The organism is Pseudovibrio sp. Ad26 (assembly GCF_001623285.1).
GTDB classification, from domain to species: Bacteria; Pseudomonadota; Alphaproteobacteria; order Rhizobiales; family Stappiaceae; genus Pseudovibrio; species Pseudovibrio ascidiaceicola.
Map to the genome: position 1 here is coordinate 24,900 of NZ_LMCE01000147.1, position 18,632 is coordinate 43,531.

At 50.8% G+C, this 18,632-nt stretch carries 19 protein-coding genes and 3 tRNA genes; 9 read left to right on the forward strand and 13 right to left on the reverse strand.

Going from position 1 to position 18,632, the window contains the following annotated elements; translation table 11 throughout:
- Positions 1-40: 40 nt before the first annotated feature.
- The 4 genes from PsAD26_RS26010 to PsAD26_RS26025 all read left to right on the forward strand — a co-directional run bounded on the left by PsAD26_RS26010 (position 41) and on the right by PsAD26_RS26025 (position 3,187).
- Positions 41-730 carry a response regulator transcription factor gene (locus PsAD26_RS26010; RefSeq protein ID WP_008551652.1) on the forward strand — a complete coding sequence of 230 codons (690 nt, stop codon included), beginning with the start codon at positions 41-43 and terminating at the stop codon, positions 728-730.
- 135 nt (positions 731-865) lie between these two features.
- Complete coding sequence (locus PsAD26_RS26015; RefSeq protein WP_063312734.1) at positions 866-1,600, forward strand: methyltransferase domain-containing protein; 735 nt, start codon at positions 866-868, stop codon at positions 1,598-1,600.
- Between the two features lie 154 nt (positions 1,601-1,754).
- A complete protein-coding gene (locus PsAD26_RS26020; RefSeq protein ID WP_063312735.1) occupies positions 1,755-2,231 on the forward strand; it encodes an SAM-dependent methyltransferase in 477 nt (158 codons plus the stop codon).
- Positions 2,232-2,341: 110 nt separating this feature from the next.
- A complete protein-coding gene (locus PsAD26_RS26025) occupies positions 2,342-3,187 on the forward strand; it encodes a DMT family transporter (protein ID WP_084403843.1) in 846 nt (281 codons plus the stop codon).
- Between the two features lie 3 nt (positions 3,188-3,190).
- Here PsAD26_RS26025 and PsAD26_RS26030 read toward each other — a convergent pair whose 3' ends face one another.
- From PsAD26_RS26030 to PsAD26_RS26065, 8 genes are all read right to left on the reverse strand, one after another.
- Positions 3,191-4,195, reverse strand: a complete 1,005-nt coding sequence (locus tag PsAD26_RS26030) for an MBL fold metallo-hydrolase (RefSeq protein ID WP_063312737.1) — start codon at positions 4,193-4,195, stop codon at positions 3,191-3,193.
- A 314-nt stretch (positions 4,196-4,509) separates the two neighbouring features.
- A complete protein-coding gene (locus PsAD26_RS26035; RefSeq protein WP_063298441.1) occupies positions 4,510-5,436 on the reverse strand; it encodes a protein-glutamate O-methyltransferase CheR in 927 nt (308 codons plus the stop codon).
- Positions 5,433-6,668: a chemotaxis response regulator protein-glutamate methylesterase gene (locus PsAD26_RS26040; protein ID WP_193758365.1), complete on the reverse strand. Its 1,236-nt coding sequence runs from the start codon at positions 6,666-6,668 to the stop codon at positions 5,433-5,435. Before PsAD26_RS26040 ends, PsAD26_RS26035 begins: the two co-directional genes overlap by 4 nt.
- 24 nt (positions 6,669-6,692) lie before the next feature.
- Positions 6,693-7,058 (reverse strand): response regulator, encoded by a 366-nt coding sequence (locus PsAD26_RS26045; protein WP_057461955.1) that lies wholly within the window; start codon positions 7,056-7,058, stop codon positions 6,693-6,695.
- A gap of 31 nt (positions 7,059-7,089) precedes the next feature.
- Positions 7,090-7,587 carry a chemotaxis protein CheW gene (locus PsAD26_RS26050; RefSeq protein ID WP_057461956.1) on the reverse strand — a complete coding sequence of 166 codons (498 nt, stop codon included), beginning with the start codon at positions 7,585-7,587 and terminating at the stop codon, positions 7,090-7,092.
- On the reverse strand, positions 7,584-10,337 hold the full coding sequence (locus PsAD26_RS26055; protein WP_063312738.1) for a hybrid sensor histidine kinase/response regulator: 2,754 nt from the start codon (positions 10,335-10,337) through the stop codon (positions 7,584-7,586). The genes PsAD26_RS26050 and PsAD26_RS26055 overlap by 4 nt, the downstream gene beginning before the upstream one ends.
- A 149-nt stretch (positions 10,338-10,486) precedes the next feature.
- Positions 10,487-11,143 (reverse strand): histidine phosphotransferase family protein, encoded by a 657-nt coding sequence (locus tag PsAD26_RS26060; protein WP_063312739.1) that lies wholly within the window; start codon positions 11,141-11,143, stop codon positions 10,487-10,489.
- A 93-nt stretch (positions 11,144-11,236) separates the two neighbouring features.
- Positions 11,237-11,710 carry a hypothetical protein gene (locus PsAD26_RS26065; protein WP_208860350.1) on the reverse strand — a complete coding sequence of 158 codons (474 nt, stop codon included), beginning with the start codon at positions 11,708-11,710 and terminating at the stop codon, positions 11,237-11,239.
- Positions 11,711-11,953: 243 nt separating this feature from the next.
- On the opposite strand from PsAD26_RS26065, the gene PsAD26_RS26070 reads away from it, so the two are divergent.
- Complete coding sequence (locus PsAD26_RS26070) at positions 11,954-12,550, forward strand: DUF1134 domain-containing protein (RefSeq protein ID WP_093520181.1); 597 nt, start codon at positions 11,954-11,956, stop codon at positions 12,548-12,550.
- 106 nt (positions 12,551-12,656) lie between these two features.
- Entirely contained in the window at positions 12,657-13,976 is a 1,320-nt protein-coding gene (locus PsAD26_RS26075; protein ID WP_063312740.1) for a hypothetical protein, read from the forward strand.
- 150 nt (positions 13,977-14,126) lie between these two features.
- On the opposite strand, the gene PsAD26_RS26080 is transcribed toward PsAD26_RS26075, so the two are convergent.
- Entirely contained in the window at positions 14,127-14,939 is an 813-nt protein-coding gene (locus PsAD26_RS26080; RefSeq protein ID WP_063312741.1) for a DeoR/GlpR family DNA-binding transcription regulator, read from the reverse strand.
- Between the two features lie 304 nt (positions 14,940-15,243).
- Here PsAD26_RS26080 and PsAD26_RS26085 point away from each other — a divergent pair, with 304 nt between their 5' ends.
- Positions 15,244-15,501, forward strand: coding sequence for a hypothetical protein (locus PsAD26_RS26085; protein WP_063312742.1), 258 nt, complete (start codon positions 15,244-15,246; stop codon positions 15,499-15,501).
- Positions 15,502-15,693: 192 nt separating this feature from the next.
- Here PsAD26_RS26085 and PsAD26_RS26090 read toward each other — a convergent pair.
- From PsAD26_RS26090 to PsAD26_RS26105, 4 genes are all read right to left on the reverse strand, one after another.
- Positions 15,694-15,768 (reverse strand) — tRNA-Glu (locus tag PsAD26_RS26090).
- Positions 15,769-15,839: 71 nt separating this feature from the next.
- Positions 15,840-15,914, reverse strand: a tRNA-Glu gene (locus tag PsAD26_RS26095).
- A 72-nt stretch (positions 15,915-15,986) separates the two neighbouring features.
- Positions 15,987-16,061: transfer RNA gene (locus PsAD26_RS26100), tRNA-Glu, on the reverse strand.
- Between the two features lie 90 nt (positions 16,062-16,151).
- Positions 16,152-16,508, reverse strand: coding sequence for a hypothetical protein (locus tag PsAD26_RS26105; protein ID WP_063312743.1), 357 nt, complete (start codon positions 16,506-16,508; stop codon positions 16,152-16,154).
- Between PsAD26_RS26105 and PsAD26_RS26110 the strand changes: the two genes are divergently transcribed.
- Together PsAD26_RS26110 and rpoH are read left to right on the forward strand one after the other, a co-directional pair.
- Complete coding sequence (locus tag PsAD26_RS26110) at positions 16,507-17,556, forward strand: RluA family pseudouridine synthase (RefSeq protein WP_063312744.1); 1,050 nt, start codon at positions 16,507-16,509, stop codon at positions 17,554-17,556. The genes PsAD26_RS26105 and PsAD26_RS26110 overlap by 2 nt on opposite strands.
- Positions 17,557-17,706: 150 nt before the next feature.
- Positions 17,707-18,600 carry an RNA polymerase sigma factor RpoH gene (gene rpoH / locus PsAD26_RS26115; protein WP_063312745.1) on the forward strand — a complete coding sequence of 298 codons (894 nt, stop codon included), beginning with the start codon at positions 17,707-17,709 and terminating at the stop codon, positions 18,598-18,600.
- Positions 18,601-18,632 lie beyond the last annotated feature (32 nt).

Sequence of the window (18,632 nt, forward strand, 5' to 3'; positions counted from 1 at the left end):
CGGCGCGACTGCCCAGGAAAGGCAACACGAGGGGATTAACATGCGTGTATTGTTGATCGAGGACGATAGTGCTACTGCACAAAGCATTGAACTGATGCTCAAATCCGAGAACTTTAATGTCTACACGACAGATCTCGGCGAAGAAGGCATCGACCTCGGCAAACTGTATGATTATGATATTATCATGCTGGATCTGAACCTGCCGGACATGTCCGGTTATGAGGTACTGCGCACACTGCGAGTATCCAAGGTGAAGACACCTATTCTTATTCTGTCCGGTTTGGCTGGCATTGAAGACAAGGTCCGTGGCCTTGGGTTCGGCGCTGACGATTATATGACGAAGCCATTCCACAAGGACGAGCTGATTGCACGTATTCATGCAATTGTGCGTCGTTCTAAAGGTCATGCCCAGTCTGTTATTGTTACCGGCGACCTCACTGTTAACCTCGACACCAAAACTGTCGAAGTTGCAGGTCAGCGCGTACATCTGACTGGTAAAGAATATCAGATGCTAGAGCTTCTTTCCCTTCGTAAGGGCACAACCCTCACCAAGGAAATGTTCCTCAACCACCTCTACGGTGGCATGGACGAACCAGAGCTCAAAATTATCGATGTGTTTATTTGTAAGCTGCGCAAGAAGCTCGCTTCTGCAACAGCTGGCAAAAACTACATCGAAACAGTATGGGGCCGCGGATACGTTCTGCGCGAACCAGAAGAGAAAGCAGCTTAATAGCTTTATCAGCTGACTTTCAAAGAGTTTCAGTAGAAGCCCCCTTACAACCCTGATTGTAAGGGGGTTTTTTATATGTGCTCCCCTTCGCATTATGCATCGGCAACACCTCCACTGTTTCAAGGAACAAGCCAGATGCAGCCATATGACGAAGGATTCTATGACAACCAGCAGGATGGCTCGCTCGCATCAGCCAAAGAAGTCCTTCCCATCGTTTTTCAACATCTGTCACCTGAGAGCGTGATAGATTTTGGATGCGGTACTGGCAGCTGGCTTCTGGCAGCAACACAGCTTGGCGCAAAAGAAATCCTCGGGCTCGACGGTGCATGGGTGCCTCAATCTTCCCTTCGCATTCCGACGGAGGATTTTGAGCAGGTTGATCTGGAAAAGCCGGAAAGCATTCAAACCGGGAGGCACTTCGACTTGGCCATGAGCCTTGAAGTGCTCGAACATCTATCAAGTTCTGCAGCCCATACAATCTTGGAAAAAATGACTGAAAGCACCGATAATGTCTTGCTCTCAGTTGCAGTCCCAGAACAAGGCGGTATCCACCATATCAACGAGCAACGGCAAAGTTATTGGGCAAAACTTATGGAAGAGAAAGGGTTCTTCCCGATAGATATTGTCAGACCTGCGATATGGAACAATCCTAATGTTAGCGTCTGGTATAAGCAGAACATCCTGCTGTATTCCAAAACAAATCAAACAGCCGCACAACCAATTTCCCCGTTCCCGCTAGATATCATCCACCCCGATCTTTACGAGAATACCGTCGCAGACCTAAGAGGCCGCGTAAAAAAACTCAGATCAAAGCAGATCAAAAACAGGATCCGCAAGGTACTCGGCATAAAACCGAAACTCCCGCATTAACCCGAAAGAAGACATACTTCTGATTCTGATATAATCACTTGAATTCAAAAGCACTTCCTCCTCAAAGTCGCCAAAGCTTGCACTTTCATGAAAGTAAGCGGAAGGTCGGTTCATCAAGCTTGATGACTTCCGAAACGCATATGAGGATACGAAGATGCAATCTCTTGCAGACCTGAGATCTATCGGGACCGTCACAGCAGCCAACGGACGGTTCCAACTCAATATCCACCCAGAGTACACGCCAGCCCTCCTGCACCTGTCAGATTTCAGCCACGCACTCATCCTGTGGTGGGCAGATCAGGCAGTAACAGAGCAAGACCGGAGCACTCTGCAGTTCCCAGCTCCATATGCCAAAGCAAATCATGAGATCGGCACGTTTGCCTCAAGGTCCCCTGCCCGCCCGAACCCAATCGGCCTCTCATTGGTTTCGCTTCTGAACGTGGATGAGCAAAGTGGTCTCATCACCCTCCCTTACATTAACGCAGAACCTGGGACACCGTTGTTGGACATAAAGCCCTACTTCCCTGCTTCAGACAAAGTCGAACAAAGCAACGGACCAGACTGGTGCAAACACTGGCCTCAATCCTATGAAGCTTCAGCCGACTTCAACTGGACAGCTGAGTTCACATAGCAAAGCCAACCGTTAGCCTCTGCACTCAGTACAGAGGCTAACAGGTAAAACACCTTCAATAACGCCTAAGTGTATTGCCCATCATGGGTCTTTGTTGCCATGGTGCGGCCATGAGGCTTTTTATTCTTACATCTATTGTCATGGTCGCATTTGCCGCCAACTCAGTTCTGAACCGTCTTGCTCTGGCAGACGGAGAGATTGGGCCAACTGCATTTGCCAGTATTCGCGTTACTGCTGGCGCACTCATGCTTCTGGCACTCATCTTCTTTCGGGGCGGCAATAAACTCTCACTCTCAAAGCCTAACGTCACAGCAGTCCTTGCGCTGTGTGCCTACATTCTTGGCTTCTCGCACGCCTACATCTCCCTTGATGCCGGCTTCGGTGCACTTTTGCTCTTCGGCGCTGTGCAAATCACCATGTTCATCGGTGCATTCATTCAGCGCGAAAACCTGACACTCCAGAAGTGGATCGGCGCGGCTCTCGCCTTTTCTGGCCTCATTTACCTTCTCTCCCCTTCAAACACAGGCATAGACCTGCTTGGAGCAGAATTGATGACAATTGCCGCCATAGGCTGGGGGATTTATTCCATCATCGGCAGAGGCGCAGCAAACCCGCTCAAAGACACAGGAATGAACTTTCTCTACGGTGTGCCAATCATCTCATTGGCGCTACTTCTTTTTCCGGACACAACCACAATCACAGCTTCAGGCGTTTTCCTCGCCATCATCTCCGGTGCCATAACCTCCGGCCTTGGCTATGCTCTCTGGTACGCAATCATTCCGCAGTTACAGACAAGCACCGCAGCAGTTGCTCAGCTCACCGTACCAATCATCGCAACAGCCGGTGGAATTGTTTTCCTTGCAGAAGCCATCGATAGCCGCTTCATCATCGCCACCACATTGGTGCTCTGCGGTGTTGGGATTTCCGCCTACCGGAGAAAACCCAACACACCCTGACAATTACTCAGGCCTGTTCTGCTCATCCTCATGGCCAAGCTGCAGCTGATAAGTTGCGGGAACAAACCGAAAGCCCTCTCCCACGGCTTCAACAAAGCCCATGGCAGGGAACGGCATGTGGTAGCCAATAAACGGAATACGTTCTTCCGCAATCATCCCAAAGATACGCCGACGCGTTTCCGCCGCACGCGCTTTATCGATATCAAACACGACACGCCAATCAGGATAGGCCAGTGACCATACAAAGTGGTTGGCTGTATCAGCTGTGAGCATCAGCTTGCGTCCATTGACTTCAACCAAATACGCCATATGCCCGGGTGTATGGCCATAAGCCTCAACGGCAGTGATACCGGGAACAACTTCTCTGCCCGGATCGATAAAGTCGAACTTGTCTTTGAGCGGCAGAACATTTTCAGCAAAAACGCGAGCGCTTCCATTGGCGGCTGGACCAAGCTTTTCCCAGTAGTTGAACTCAATCGGACTCGTAACATATTTCGCATTCGCAAAAGTCGGAATACCGTTTTGCATCAACCCGCCCGTATGGTCCGCATGCATGTGTGTGAGCACAACCACATCAATATCAGCTGGCCGGATGCCTGCTGTCGCAAGCGCCTTAAGCAAATTCCCGCTTTGGGGCTGAGAAAGAACGCCTCGTCCAGTATCAAACAAAACGAGTTTATCACCTGTGTTCACCAGAACCGGTGTGAAGAAACCTCGGAACTTGTTGGAGGAGATAAAGTGATCATGGCTCGCTTTTTCAAACACCTCACTCGTCTGCTCCATACCAAACGTGTCCTGCGGGTGCTCAGCAACAAAGGTGCCATCGAGTAAAGCGTAGACCTTGAACTCACCAAGCTGAAATTCAGTTGCTGGCGCACGCTGATTGGAACTTTCAATCGGAGTTTCTGCAGCAGCTTCCAAACTCCGCATCCCTGTTGCAAGCAATCCACCTGCACCCAGAGCAAGGGCACCTCGCCGGCTCAATTTCAAGAAATCACGAGAACTCATCACTCACACTCCATTAGCCTGACACACCACAAACAAAGGTGGTCAACAGTCACAAACTATCGGGAAACTCTAAGTATCGTTTGGAGAAATTTACTCGCATTGAACTTGAATTGCGACTGACGACAACCAGTCAAATAGTAAATCTTCGTTCAAAAAAATGAGAGATTCAGCTCGTATTCCGAAAGGCAGCTCCGGTTTTCGGATGAGAACACGCATAAAATAGAGAGTGAAAGCTTGGGGCTTGAATGCTTATGAACGCAGCAAAACCTAAAGAAAAGGCCAGCAAATCTGCTGGCCTGTTTCATTTTGTATCCCTAAAACCGGGAACCACTTGCTAAGGACTGAATGGTAGGCCGCGTTTTGGAAGGTGTGGTCGAAGGCTTTGCTGTAGAGCGTGAGAAGCTGGAAGAACCAGTCGGACGGCTTGCTGCCTGCTTTTTGCGGTATACACCACGCAGATTTGGATAGGGCTCAAAGCCATCCGTCAAACCAACCACAGTTTCCGCAGCACCAAGCACGAGGAAACCGTCATCCGGCAACTGCCGATAGATACGGTTAAGCACATCAATCTTCGTCTGCTGATCAAAGTAGATCAGCACGTTACGGCAGAAGACAACGTCAAACTCACCAAGGTGGCTGAAGTTTTCCAGCAGGTTCAGCTTACGCCACTGCACCATAGCCCGGATTTCCGGAGCCATCTGCCACAGTTCGCCCTGCTGCGAGAAGTACTTCAACAGCATCTGAATAGGCAGACCACGTTGAACCTCGAACTGGCTGTAGATACCAGTACGGGCTTTTTCCAGCACTTCAGTGGAAATGTCAGTTCCCAGAATTTCGAAACGGAATGTACCAATCTTGGCCTTGTCTTCTTTCAGATACATGCTGAGAGAATAAGGTTCCTGACCTGTAGACGCCGCCGCACACCAGATGCGCGCACTCCGGCGTGTTTTGCGTGCCTCAAGCAAATGAGGAAGCATCACATTCCGGAAGTTCTCGAAAGGGCTCTTGTCACGGAAGAAGAATGACTCATTGGTTGTCATAGCTTCAACCACATCATTCTGCATAGACATGGAGCCCGGCTTGCTGATCGCAAGAATAAGCTCACTCAGTCCATTCAGGTTATGACGTCGAGCAACTGGCATCAGTCGGCTTTCGACCAGATACTGCTTTTCATCGGAAAGAACGAGGCCGCTACGGGATTTCAGAAATTTCTTCAAGAAATCATATTCAGAAGTCATCATCGCGCGGCTCCTTTTAAGATACGCTTGACATGTGCACCAATCTGATCGAGAGGCACGATACCGCTGCAGTTCCCAGTGCGGGCAGCAGCACCTGGCATTCCCCAGACAACACTGGAGGCCTCATCCTGCGCGATGACACTACCGCCTTTACCTGCAATGACATTGACGCCACTTGCGCCATCACTGCCCATGCCGGTTAAAACGAGTGCCAAACACGCGGTACCGAAAACTTCGGCTGCACTTTCAAAAAGTGGATCCACAGATGGCTTACAGAAATTGACGGGAGCTCCGTCTTCGAGCAACGAAACCGCCTGCCCGTTCTGCTTGCCGATTTTCAAATGAATTCCGCCTGGAGCGACATAAACGTGCCCAGGTTTCAATACATCCATGTGCTCAGCTTCTTTTGAAGGAAGCTGAAGTTGTTTATGTAAATGCTCTGCCAGAATTGTCGTGAATGTACGCGGCATATGCTGCGTAATCACAACAGGCACTCTCAGCAAACCATCGCGTGCATCAGTCAGCACACGCTGGAGCGCTTGTGGCCCTCCGGTAGAACTGCCAATCACAAGAGCCCGCGGCACAACCGAGGAATAGGATCGGAGCGTAATCTCCTGCTTTCCGGCAGCGTTTAGCCCTGTCCCACGAGGTCGTCGCAACGCCGCACGTGCCTCAGTACGGTCTGCCAGGGCATCATTCTGCTTTTTGTGCGGATCATTGACGATCTCAGCACGCATTCTGCGAACAGGTTCTACTGTGGTTCTGGTCCGCTTAACGCGCTTCCCACCGCGCCCAAGCAACCGCAATTTTTCCAGCAATTCTCTCTGAAACTCAACCGCACCAGCTGTTTGGCCAGTCGTCTCAGGCTTGGCGACATAATCGGTGGCACCAAGAGAAAGAGCCTTCAAACTCACTTCAGCATTCCTGCGCGTCAGCGTAGAAGCCATCACAATGATAAGATCGCGTTTTTTCTCAAGAAGTTTAGGAAGAGCTGTCAGGCCATCCATCACGGGCATTTCAACATCCAGCACAACCACATCAGGATTGCTGCGCTCAATGTCTTTTACAGCCAATTCGCCATTACGGTGGGTTGCAGCAACTTCCAACTCTGGATCAGCTTCAATCCACCTGCTGAAAAGCCCACGAATAACAACGGAATCGTCTACGACCATGACCCGGATAGGTGCCATCTGACCAGATCTCTCTGACTTCGGCTCCTCAACTTTTGCATACATGCCCAGCCGGCCCATATCCATTACTTAGACCAATCCAACTTCCTGAAATTTCGCTGAAAGAATCTCCCGATCAAACGGTTTCATGATGTATTCGTTCGCACCGGCCCGGATAGCCTTGGTGATATGAGCAACGTCGTTCTCTGTCGTACAGAAAACAACAATTGGGTCTTCCCCGCCGTCTTCCTCACGAAGCTTGGCCAAAAATTCCAGCCCGTCCATGACAGGCATATTCCAGTCCAACAGAACCGCATCCGGCATTGACGCTTTACAAGCATCAAGTGCCTTCTGTCCGTCCTCAGCCTCGGTGATTTCAAATCCAATGTCCTCCAGAATGCGGCGGGCCACTTTGCGGATTACGCTGGAATCGTCAACAACCAGACACTTTTTCATTAAATCAGCTCTCTCGCTTCGAAGGTATGCTTTACGCAGCTTTAGGTTCAATCAGGGAGCTGAGCAGACGGTCCACGTCAAGAACCACCATCAATCGCCCGTCCAGACGATGAACCCCGCCAGAAATTTCGGCCCAACGGAAATCAAGGTTGGATGGGTTTGCTTCCATCTCGTTTCTTGGCAAGTTGAGTACCTCTCCTACGGCATCAATAACAAGGCCATAGGACTCCCCTTTGTACTCAATACCAACAGCCATCATGCCTTGGTCAGCATCATTTGGCTTGAGATGAAGCTTACGACGCATATTGATAGCAGTTACAATGCGTCCACGCAGGTTCAACACCCCCTCCACTTCAGGCGGAGCCAAAGGAACCTGCGTTACTTTTTCAGGAACAAAAACATCATGCACCTGCGATATCGGCAGACCGAACAACTGGCTGCCAATCACAACAGTCACATACTGGATGTGATCGGCACTGCCCTGACGGTTGTCATCACCGTCGACTGTGGTGAGTTTATGAGCGGTCATGCTGCAACCCCGAATTCATTGGTCAAAACATCTTTGAGCGCTGCCAACAGACCCGGACGGTCAAACTTAGCCACATAATCATCGAAGCCGGCCTGACGGCCTTTTTCGATAGAAGCCGGTGTCACAACAGCAGACAGCGCGATGATTGGCATATGACGGAAGCGGGTATCACGGCGCAAGCTCTCACAGAACTCATAACCACTGATGTCCGGCATCTCGATATCGGTCACAATCGCAGCAAAGTCAGTGCCTTTTTCCATCAACTCGTAGCCACTTTGGGCACTGGAGCAAACAGTGACATCGTAACCAGCAGCTTTCAGAACAGGTGTCAGCATGTTGCGGAAGAATGCACTGTCATCAAGGAAGAGAAGTTTTCTCACCTTTGTGGTCGTATCGATTTCCTTGCGCATGAACCAGTCATCAAAGGCCAATGGCAGGTAGTGGCCAAGGTCAATAACTTCAGTTGCACGCTCGCGAATGATTGCAGAACCAAGTACACCCTGACGCTCAGATACCACTTCGATTGTCATCCGGTCTTCAACAATGTCTACGATCTGATCAACAACCAGACCCATTGAACGACCATTGTCAGAGAACACCAGCATCGGTTGAGTACCCTCAGACTTATGGCGATCGCCCTCATTCACGTAAACCAGAGGCATCAGAGAACCGCGGTACTGCACCAGATCACGGCCATTGGAGTGTTCGATCTTGTTAACATCGAATTCTTCAAGGCGTGTCACCAGCGACAGCGGCACAGCTTTCGGCTCTTCAGAACCAGCACGGAACAGCAGCAGTGAAATTGGAGCATCAGCGTCAATCACATGAGCTTCCGCATTTTCGTACTCATCTTCAACTGTATCGCTCAGAGTGCCAGAAGCATGGCTTGCCATTGCACTTGCAACACCGTTCGGATCAATGATCATGATCACAGAACCATCACCGAGAATGGTGTTACCGGAGAACATGTTGATGTTGCGGAGCATGGAAGACATTGGCTTCACAACGATCTCTTCGGTGTGGAACACCCCATCAACAACAACACCGAAGGACTGGCTACCAACCTGCATCACAACGATAAAGCCGTTGTCCTCATCAAGATCAGCCTCTTCAGTCTGACCAAGCAGTTCCGACATATGCACCAGTGGCAACAGCTTACTGCGCAATCGCAGGACAGGCCGGTCTTTAAGCCGCTCGATGCGATGTTCAGAGTTGGACTGAACACGAACCAGTTCAACAACAGACAGCTGTGGAATCGCATAACGGTCACCACCAGCTTCCACGATCAGCGTGGAAACAATGGCAAGCGTCAGCGGGATCTTGATGATGAAGCTGGAACCACGACCTGGTGTCGAGCGCAGATCAATCGAGCCACCAATGAGCTCAACATTGTTCCGCACAACATCCATGCCAACGCCACGACCAGATACGCTGGTCACGTTGGTAGCAGTAGAGAAGCCAGCAGCAAAGATGAACTTGTAGATCTGATGGTCTGCCATCTTTTCAAGTTCAGCTTCGGTGGTCACACCGTTCTTAAGCGCTTTTTCCTTGATCTTCTCAAGGTTCAGACCACGACCATCATCTTTCACTTCGATGATGATATGTCCGCCTTCATGATAAGCAGAAAGGGTGATGTTACCTTTCTCAGGCTTACCAGCGGCCACACGATCTGCAGGCTCTTCCAGACCGTGGTCGGCAGAGTTACGGATCATATGTGTCAGCGGATCTTTGATGAGCTCCAGAACCTGACGATCAAGCTCTGTTTCCGCACCAATCATCTCAAGACCGATAGGCTTATCGAGTTCCTGAGAGAGATCGCGAACAATACGTGGAAGCTTCTGCCATGCATTCCCGATTGGCTGCATGCGGGTCTTCATGACCCCCTCCTGCAACTCACCGGTAACGTTTGACAAACGCTGAAGTGGAACTTTGAATTCGCTGTCTTCATGACGACGAACAATTTCCAGAAGCTGGTTGCGTGTCAGCACCAGTTCAGAAACCATCGTCATCAGGTGTTCCAAAGTCTCAACATTCACGCGAATGGACTGGTTGGAAACACCCTGACTGGATGCCTTACCCTTTGCGCTTGGGTTCTTCGGCTTGGCAACTTCTTTCTGAGAAGTCTTCGCTTCCGTAAAATTGGGAGCAGCAGCGCCAACTGGTTCGCCGTCTTCCTCAGTTTCTTCTTCAACTGCAGGCAGCTCAATCTCAACTTCAGCTTCCTGGAAAGCACGTTCAAGATCATCAAGAGAAACTTCACCGGGACGCAAAGGCCGCTCCAGAACCTGATAGATGTCGGTACCGACTTCTTCCTCAGCAGCTTTTTCTTCCGCCATCGCTGCCGCCATTTCGTCAGCCATGTCGTCATTGTCAGCGCTTAAGGAAAGGCGTTCCAGCTCATCAATCAGATCGCGGTCCGTGCCATCAGGCTCAACACCGTTAGCAGCCTCAAGATCCGCAAGAATATCTTTAATGCGATCAATAGAAGCGAGGACAAGCGTTACCGCTTCGTGTGTTACAGGAACACCGTCGCGGAACTTGCCCATCAGGGTTTCAGCAGCATGAGCAATCGCTTCCAGACGCGGCAGGCCCAAGAACCCACAGGTGCCTTTGATTGTATGCACTAACCTGAAAATGTTATTTAGAATGGTGGCGTTATTCGGCTCTTGCTCGAACTTCACCAACTCAACGTCTACAACATCCAGGCTTTCATTGGTCTCAGTGAGAAACTCTCTGAGAAGATCGTCCATGGCCCGCACCCACTCAATGCTTAGGGGAGCCTCAAAAACCGAGACTCCTAAATTTCACTAAGGTTGAGTGTTAAGCGAAACGGTTAACATAGGTTGAAAGATTGTAAGATTCATCCAACCTACAATAACTGGTTGTTTTTGACAGAGGATCAGACAGACTCTGAAACTTGAGTATTTGCCTTGCATATGACGGCATCACCGTCTTTCAGAAGCTCGATATTTAGACCTGCTTCACCTGCCAACAAAACCGCATAGATCGGTTGAACAGTGTGGGCATCAATACGTTCTGGCTCCTGACCTGACAGAATCTCACTTACAACCTGAGGGATTCGCGCATTTGTTCCTTCAGCTTTAAGGAGAAAGTTCGGAGCGCTCTCATCCCCTTCCATACTGATGGTAATGGTACCACCCCGTGGAACACACTGATTCATGAGCAGCAGCAGGTTCAAAATCAGTTTGACCTGATTCTTAGGCAGGAGCAGGCGTGGCATGGTCCACTCCAGATTCGCCTTTTCATTGCTCATGTATCCAGTAGCAACTTCTTGCGCATCGCCCAGATCGATTGAAGCACCAGCAGATCCGGCAGCACCAAAGGCAAGACGCGCAAACTGAAGTTTAGCAGAAGCCTGACGCGCTGACTTGCGGATAAGGTCCATCGCAAAGTCTGCCATGTCCTCATTGCCTTCTTCATCCAGCACTTCCAGACCGTTCGTGATCGCCCCGACTGGCGAAATGATGTCGTGGCACACACGGCTTGCGACGAGTGCGGCAAGATCAAGAGATGACAAATCTTTAAATACTGACATAACCGCTCCAGAACTTTGGCCAACGGGCCCTATGATTGATTCGAGATGTGGCGAAAAAGGTACATTCCTGCTGGTTTAATTCCAAGCTGGACATCATTGATATGGACCGCATTTTACATCGCGTGCACGACTTTGTGCCTTCGCGAGCAAACTCTCCGGTGCTGTCAGAAACAAAGCCCGGTGCTCACGGCTTTGAAACAGCAATAATCGCTGGTTATAAACAAGGTAGATTTTCGCCAATCCCTCAGCTCGGTAGCCTTGCGCAAGTGAGAGGGCATCGCATCCCTGAAATAATGGGGCATAGACCTCTGGAGCATGCCGAAATGCATCTCGGTTGCCCTCGTTGCTAAACGCCCAAACGCGTCCTCCCCAAGACAGCGTCAGGTCCTCACGCCCCTTTTCAGGAGTTTCCGAGACCTGATAGGTCACTGGATCACACATGGAGAGCGTGTAGGTGAACCGCTCCTGCGCAGCCGCAATAACTGAGGTGGCGCACAAGAAAACGATAGAACTCCATAGAATTTTGCCAGTTTGCGCAAATTTTCTGTAGAAAACCTCAGAAATCATGGGAATGTCCATCCAGAGTCCGAATCACCTGCATTAACTAAAGCAGCAAGTTCGACAAGAGATACAAAATTCATGACTGCAGGCCAACGGGATGCACATCATTTACCCAGCTATACCGTGATTAACCACTAGGTAGATGTAAGGCACTATAACTTGTTGTACCTAAAAGTTGCACTATGCCCTTAACATTTGAATTGCTCTGAACAATCCAAATCCTCGGGTTTCTTAGAAGGAGACGTTGGCATGATGACGAGCCTGTTCGCCAATCTGCGCAACAAAGCTGCAATCGTTCTTTGCGCCAGTTTCGCACTGCTGGCGCTCAACACACATTCATATGCGCAAGCATCCGTTGATCAGTCGCGCTACCACGAGAAAGATATCGTCACTGCAGGAGGTGAGTTTTTCGGCTCCATCTCCACGGGCCTTGCAAAGGTTGTTGAACGTGCAGTTCAGCAGTACGGCGAGCCAAACGGTTATATTCTGGGACAGGAAGGCTCCGCTGCATTCTTCGCAGGCGCAGCTTATGGCGAAGGTACGCTGTACACCCGTAACGCTGGCAACCACCAAATCTTCTGGCAGGGTCCGTCCCTGGGCTTTGATGTTGGCGGCGACGGCGCTCGCGTTATGATGCTGGTCTACGATCTGCCAAGTGTAGATGCTATCTATCGCCGTTATGTTGGCGCAAAGGGCTCTGCCTACCTCGTTGGCGGGTTCGGCATGCAGGTTTTGTCCAACAACGATATCTTCGTTGTGCCTGTTCGTGCAGGCGTTGGCGCCCGTCTTGGCCTCAACATGGGCTATTTGAAATTTACTAGGAAGCCAACATGGAATCCTTTCTGATATAACTAACCCTGCGTTAGTTATATTTTGGCAAGTTAGTGTGTGAGAGAATGCGTTTACGTCTGCAGCAGTCCCTCACACCCGTTCAACAGATCAGGCATAGTTTGTGATAGAAATTGCACTATACATTGCACTGGGTTTCTTCCTCGCGAGCATTCTAGCGCTCGCCGCCCTCCCCTTTATCTGGGGCCGTGCTGTACGCCTCACGCGGAAAGCGATTGAGACGTCTAACCCCATAAGCTATGCCCGTGCCACAATGGCAAAAGACGCGTTACGCGCGCAACATGCCATTGCGATCCGCCAAATGGAGGTTCGCCTCGAAGGGATGACGGGAAAGCTCGCAGAGAATGCATCTGCGCGCTCTGCCGCTGAAGCCGAACTCGCGGAACTCAAAGAAGAGCTCAGCGTTGTTCAGCTCAAGTCAGCCCGCGAACGGAAGAACATGGCCCAGAAAGCAACACGCTTCCTCCGCCGTCGAAATCCATCTGAACCAATCCCGTTCTCCGCTGATGATCGCATCACGACAGAACCGGAAGCAGAAGTTCAGGACGAAGCTTCAGCACAAACTGCAGATGCGGTCACCTCCGCCGAGATCATCGAACTCAGCAAACAGGCTGCAGCGGGAAAAACACGCGAGCTGGATGTAGAGCTGAAAGAAGACCCAGTTGCGACCAAACCAATAGGTCCGATCGATACTTCTGACCTTCAGGACATGGACAACCCTCTGGCAGAGTTGGCAACGCAAATTTCCCAACAAGTTTCGGAAATGACCGCTGAGTCTGAAACCAAGCATCAGCCAACGTCCCCGGCAGAAGCCGCCGAACTGGCCTCACGGTCTTTCACTAAACTGAAGAGCCGCTATGGTTCGCTGGAACGAGAGCGCGATAACCTGAAGCACGCGCTTCAACTCGAAAAAGCGGCGAACGAAAAAACTGCCAAGCGCAGCACCAGAAATCCGAACATTAAAACGCCCGAGCCTATGAAAAGCCTAGAAAACGATCTGGACGAAGCAAAGAAAACCATTGAGCAGCTGACAAAGCAGCTTGAGGAAAGAGCAAACAGTTCCTCTAAGATCGAAGAAGCCGTCGATCTGCGCAACGAACTGAAAGATCTGGCAGCTCAGATTACAGCGAAGGCAATCTCTGAGAACCCTCCACTCTCCGAGAAGTATGACGAAGTCCTGAACGATCTCAGCACAATCGCAGCAGGCACTCCAAAGGCGGAAGCACCAAAGCCGAAACCAACACGCGCCAAACGCGCTCCGGCAAAACCACGCACCCGTAAGCCAGCTGCCACAAGTAAACCAGCCGCGTCTAAAAGCGCTCCGGCAGCAAAGGCCGATGATGCAGCACCCGCGCCTCAGTCCGATAAAAACCTGGCGGAGCGTATCGCAGACGCTAGAAAAACCGGAAGCTCAAGCGGTTAAACCCAAGCAACTTGATCCAAAGACAAAGGCGCCAGAAGGCGCCTTTTTTGTTTTCTTGCAGATCGACCCCGGCTCACGGATAGGAATACGCTAAATAAGGAGCTAGAGCTTGATGCGTGACATGCTCTCGATACAAGTTCCAATCAGAAGTTAGGCCTCTGTCGTATTTCGCGAGCCATTGCCCGGCTCTTGCTGAGCCTTACCAGCCACTTCTACCAGCCGCACCTCATTGTCAGCCAGCAACTGCCGATAGTCCTGCGAAACCAGAGTATCAGTCACAAACGTATCCACTTGAGCAATATGGCCAATGCGAACTGGAGCCGATCGCTCAAACTTAGTCTGATCAGCCACCAGAATAACGTGCCGCGCATTCTCTATGATTGCCTGCGCCACGCGCACCTCACGATAATCATAATCCAGCAACGCTCCGTCACGATCCAGAGCAGATACACCAATCACAGCGTAATCAACCTTGAACTGACGAATAAAGTCCGCGGCAGCCTCACCCACAATGCCGCCATCAGTAGCACGCACCAGTCCGCCAGAAATGATGACTTCATTTTCTGAGAACGGGCGCAGCGTGCTCGCGACATTAAGGTTATTGGTAATGATCATCAGACCGCTGCGCTGGATCAGCGCCCGCGCAACCGCCTCTGTGGTCGTTCCGATATTCACGAACAAAGAAGCTCGATCCGGGATCAGGTCCGCTGCCGCCTGCCCGATAATCTCTTTTTCTTTGCCTGCCAGATCTTTACGAGCAGAGTAGCCAAGGTTTTCAACGCCAAATGCCAAAAGTGCACCACCATGCACACGGGTCAGCAATCCTTGGTCGCTCAACTCTTTCAGGTCTTTACGTATTGTCTGAGGAGACACAGAAAACCGTGTGGCAAGTTCATCAACTTCCACCTTCCCGGTCTCTCGGGCAATATCAAGAATAGAGTTGTGGCGCGAAACCAGCATCATGAATCAAGTCCGATAATTTTTTTGTACATTGCCATCAGTCAATAATCTGCGATGTTTCACAGTACTATAGCCAAAAGCACAGAAGCATCCAGACGACTATTAGATGAGTTCAAAACAAAAGTCCTCTTGCCTCTGCTCCCCTACTCTTAGTATTAATACGTCACAAAAAGGGGACAAGCTGCAACTTTTTCCATCTTTGTCATGATACCGCCCAAAGAAGCCCGTTAAAGCTCACGCGGATCAATACACTGTCTTATCAAAGTTCAGCTAAAAAAGCGAAGAGGGACAAACTGTGACTCGCGTAATGGAACGGCCACACAGTGCCAATAGGTTTGCTGGCAAGAAGCCAGCTGCACTGAAAAGCAAACTCCAGACTGCTGAGGCTCGCATCGAAGTTCTTGATGACATCGATGCCCTGAAAGAAATGAATGCTCAACTCAGCGAAAGCCTGGCCAAAACCGTCAGCAATGAACCTCAGACAGACGAAAAACTCTGGGCTGATGTTGACGGCGATAAAGAAGACCATCACCTGGGTGCAGGACTAAACGGCCGCTGGTTCTAAATCAGACCCAGATCTGTCTGCTGCAAAACACCAACTCACCATCTCGAAGTGCTGCATCCCCCCATCTAGGGGAAAACACACCATATCTTCTTCATTGCAAAATAGCGGTTCACATAGCTCAGACACAACGTATATGGCGTGAGGAAAACTCTGCTTGCAGATTTCTAGCTGATGTACTGGGAAGAAAAGGAGTGGTACGCCCAAGGGGAATCGAACCCCTGTTTCCGCCGTGAAAGGGCGGCGTCCTAACCGCTAGACGATGGGCGCTCACAAAGTGAGAGAACTCTTTCAAGCTCTGTCGTCGAGCAGAGAACCGCTCGGTATTCAGAAGACAACTATGGTACGCCCAAGGGGAATCGAACCCCTGTTTCCGCCGTGAAAGGGCGGCGTCCTAACCGCTAGACGATGGGCGCTCACATAGTGAGAAGACTTTTCACAGTCTTGTCTTCAAGCAGATAACTGCTTGGTATCGCAATAGAAGCCTTTGGTACGCCCAAGGGGAATCGAACCCCTGTTTCCGCCGTGAAAGGGCGGCGTCCTAACCGCTAGACGATGGGCGCCTAGGCTTCGCTTTCGCGATGGACGGGGGTATATTGGCTAATCCCCCGCTTGGCAAGCCCCCTCCTCGAAAGAAAAGGGGGTTTATCCACCTATCTCGCAACAAAATCCGTACGTGCGATTTTTCGCCCGGTAACTGGATCAATATAGACGAGAGCCTGCGTCGGACCTTCTTTGACCAGCATCACCAGATTTCCGTCCATTTGAGTAACAGATAGAACCTGTGCTTCAGGGCCAATCGCAATTGTTGCTGCAATATTATCTGCGCTAACATTGGAATTATTGGCATTAATCTTATAGAAGATAGCAGCAAAGACAGCTAATAAGCCAAGCACCATGACAAGGCTTGATCCCATCAGGAGGCGACGTAACTTCCCTTGAAGCCTCAAAGCTGCTGGATCAAGTTCGTTCTGTACAGTCTCATCGCTGTCAGTATTAGGATCACGCATGAACGATAAATCTCCTGAGGGCACCCAGCCACTCACAAACTCTATAATTGCCGACGAGCAGCAACCAACAGTCATCACCCCGGAACCGGAAGATACCGATCGCCGCTTGGATGCTGTGCTTGCTGCGCATATAGATGACTTCAGTCGCAACCGACTTCAAGCCTTGATCCGGGCTGGTCAGGTTCAAATTGGCCAGCGCACGGTGTTGGAGCCTAAATATAGAGTCTGTGCCGGAGATACAATCACTCTTATTGTTCCAGAGCCGGAAGACGCAGAACCGCAGCCAGAGGACATTCCGCTCAATATCGTTTTTGAGGATGACGACCTGATCGTCATCGACAAACCCGCCGGCCTTGTTGTGCATCCAGGTGCCGGGAACCCAACGGGTACACTGGTCAACGCCTTGATTCACCACTGCGGTTCATCTTTGTCTGGTATTGGCGGCGTCAAGCGCCCTGGCATCGTTCACCGCATCGATAAAGACACAACAGGTCTGCTCGTTGTTGCTAAAAACGACATGGCCCATCAGGGCCTCGCAGCTCAGTTTGCCGACCATGGCAAAACCGGCCCACTGGAGCGCGCTTATAAGGCTCTTGTCTGGGGTGCCCCAACAGCACCAAAGGGCACAGTAGACGCCAACCTTGCCCGCTCAACTGCAAACCGACAGAAAATCTCGGTGCTGAAAACCGGTGGTCGCCACGCCATCACCCACTGGCAGGTGCAGGAACGGTTTGGCCCTCAGGATGCAGCACCCGTTGCAAGCTTGATCGAGTGCCGTCTGGAAACAGGCAGAACCCACCAGATCCGCGTACACATGTCCCACATCGGAAATCCGCTAATAGGTGATATGGATTACGGTTCCGGGTTCAGAACCAAATACAATAAATTCCAAGAACCACTGAAAACCCAGTTGGCGGATTTCAAGCGACAGGCCCTGCATGCAGGACTTTTGGCGTTTGCGCACCCAAGAACGCAGGAATTCATGAAGTTTGAATCGGAGTTACCCGCTGATTTTGCTGGTATTCTTCAATCATTACGAAAAATTTAGGCCAAAAAGATTGCCGATCTGGTAGCGTTTTGGCCACAATGTTCCCATATAGACACTTCAGGTGCGCTTCATCTGAAGGCACCAATGTGTGTTTGCCGAAAAGCCTGATCCTTCGATCAGGTGGGAACACCAAGCAAGGAGGGGTGCTTTATGGCCCGTAACCTACCAGCCCTCACGGGCGGCGAAGGCGGTTTAAGCCGCTATTTAGATGAGATTAGAAAATTCCCGATGCTTCAGCCGCAGGAAGAGTACATGCTCGCCAAGCGCTACCGGGAACACGACGAACCAAAAGCTGCTGAAAGACTTGTAAATTCTCACCTGCGCCTCGTGGCAAAAATTGCAATGGGCTACCGTGGCTATGGCTTGCCTCTGGGCGAAGTTATCTCAGAAGGTAACGTCGGTCTGATGCAGGCTGTAAAACGCTTTGAACCGGACAAAGGCTTCCGCCTGGCAACCTACGCCATGTGGTGGATCAAGGCTTCCATTCAGGAATACATCCTGCGCACATGGTCGCTCGTTAAAATGGGCACCACAGCAAACCAGAAGCGGCTGTTCTTCAACCTGCGTCGCGTCAAAGGCAAAATTCAGGCGTTTGAAGATGGTGACCTGCGTCCGGATCAGGTCCAACACATTGCGACAACTCTCGGTGTAACCGAGAAAGAAGTTGTTTCCATGAACCGCCGTCTGGGTGGCGACTCTTCCCTGAACGCACCTCTGCGTTCCAGTGAAGGTGAATCCAGCGAGTGGCAGGATTGGCTCGTGGATGATGCTGAAAGTCAGGAAGCTGTACTGGCTGAACAGGAAGAATACGATGTCCGCCGCGATATGCTGAAAAACGCAATGGGTGTGCTGAACCCCCGCGAGACCCGCATTTTTGAAGCTCGTCGACTTTCTGAAAGCCCGATCACTCTGGAAGAACTCTCGACCGAATTTGGCGTAAGCCGCGAGCGTGTACGCCAGATTGAAGTGCGTGCTTTTGAGAAGGTTCAAAAGGCCGTTCAGGAAAGCGCCATGGCAATGGCAGGTCATGAGGCAGGTGCATAAAGTGTGCTCCCCTCACGGGGCTACCGATTTCT

Bases quoted from the DNA above. Each gene is read 5' to 3' on its own strand.
- PsAD26_RS26010 (WP_008551652.1), top strand. From the start codon at position 41: ATGCGTGTATTGTTGATCGAGGACGATAGTGCTACTGCACAAAGCATT.
- PsAD26_RS26015 (WP_063312734.1), top strand. From the start codon at position 866: ATGCAGCCATATGACGAAGGATTCTATGACAACCAGCAGGATGGCTCG.
- PsAD26_RS26020 (WP_063312735.1), top strand. From the start codon at position 1,755: ATGCAATCTCTTGCAGACCTGAGATCTATCGGGACCGTCACAGCAGCC.
- PsAD26_RS26025 (WP_084403843.1), top strand. From the start codon at position 2,342: ATGAGGCTTTTTATTCTTACATCTATTGTCATGGTCGCATTTGCCGCC.
- PsAD26_RS26030 (WP_063312737.1), bottom strand. From the start codon at position 4,195: ATGAGTTCTCGTGATTTCTTGAAATTGAGCCGGCGAGGTGCCCTTGCT.
- PsAD26_RS26035 (WP_063298441.1), bottom strand. From the start codon at position 5,436: ATGATGACTTCTGAATATGATTTCTTGAAGAAATTTCTGAAATCCCGT.
- PsAD26_RS26040 (WP_193758365.1), bottom strand. From the start codon at position 6,668: ATGTATGCAAAAGTTGAGGAGCCGAAGTCAGAGAGATCTGGTCAGATG.
- PsAD26_RS26045 (WP_057461955.1), bottom strand. From the start codon at position 7,058: ATGAAAAAGTGTCTGGTTGTTGACGATTCCAGCGTAATCCGCAAAGTG.
- PsAD26_RS26050 (WP_057461956.1), bottom strand. From the start codon at position 7,587: ATGACCGCTCATAAACTCACCACAGTCGACGGTGATGACAACCGTCAG.
- PsAD26_RS26055 (WP_063312738.1), bottom strand. From the start codon at position 10,337: ATGGACGATCTTCTCAGAGAGTTTCTCACTGAGACCAATGAAAGCCTG.
- PsAD26_RS26060 (WP_063312739.1), bottom strand. From the start codon at position 11,143: ATGTCAGTATTTAAAGATTTGTCATCTCTTGATCTTGCCGCACTCGTC.
- PsAD26_RS26065 (WP_208860350.1), bottom strand. From the start codon at position 11,710: ATGATTTCTGAGGTTTTCTACAGAAAATTTGCGCAAACTGGCAAAATT.
- PsAD26_RS26070 (WP_093520181.1), top strand. From the start codon at position 11,954: ATGATGACGAGCCTGTTCGCCAATCTGCGCAACAAAGCTGCAATCGTT.
- PsAD26_RS26080 (WP_063312741.1), bottom strand. From the start codon at position 14,939: ATGATGCTGGTTTCGCGCCACAACTCTATTCTTGATATTGCCCGAGAG.
- PsAD26_RS26085 (WP_063312742.1), top strand. From the start codon at position 15,244: ATGGAACGGCCACACAGTGCCAATAGGTTTGCTGGCAAGAAGCCAGCT.
- PsAD26_RS26110 (WP_063312744.1), top strand. From the start codon at position 16,507: ATGAACGATAAATCTCCTGAGGGCACCCAGCCACTCACAAACTCTATA.
- PsAD26_RS26105 (WP_063312743.1), bottom strand. From the start codon at position 16,508: ATGCGTGATCCTAATACTGACAGCGATGAGACTGTACAGAACGAACTT.
- rpoH (WP_063312745.1), top strand. From the start codon at position 17,707: ATGGCCCGTAACCTACCAGCCCTCACGGGCGGCGAAGGCGGTTTAAGC.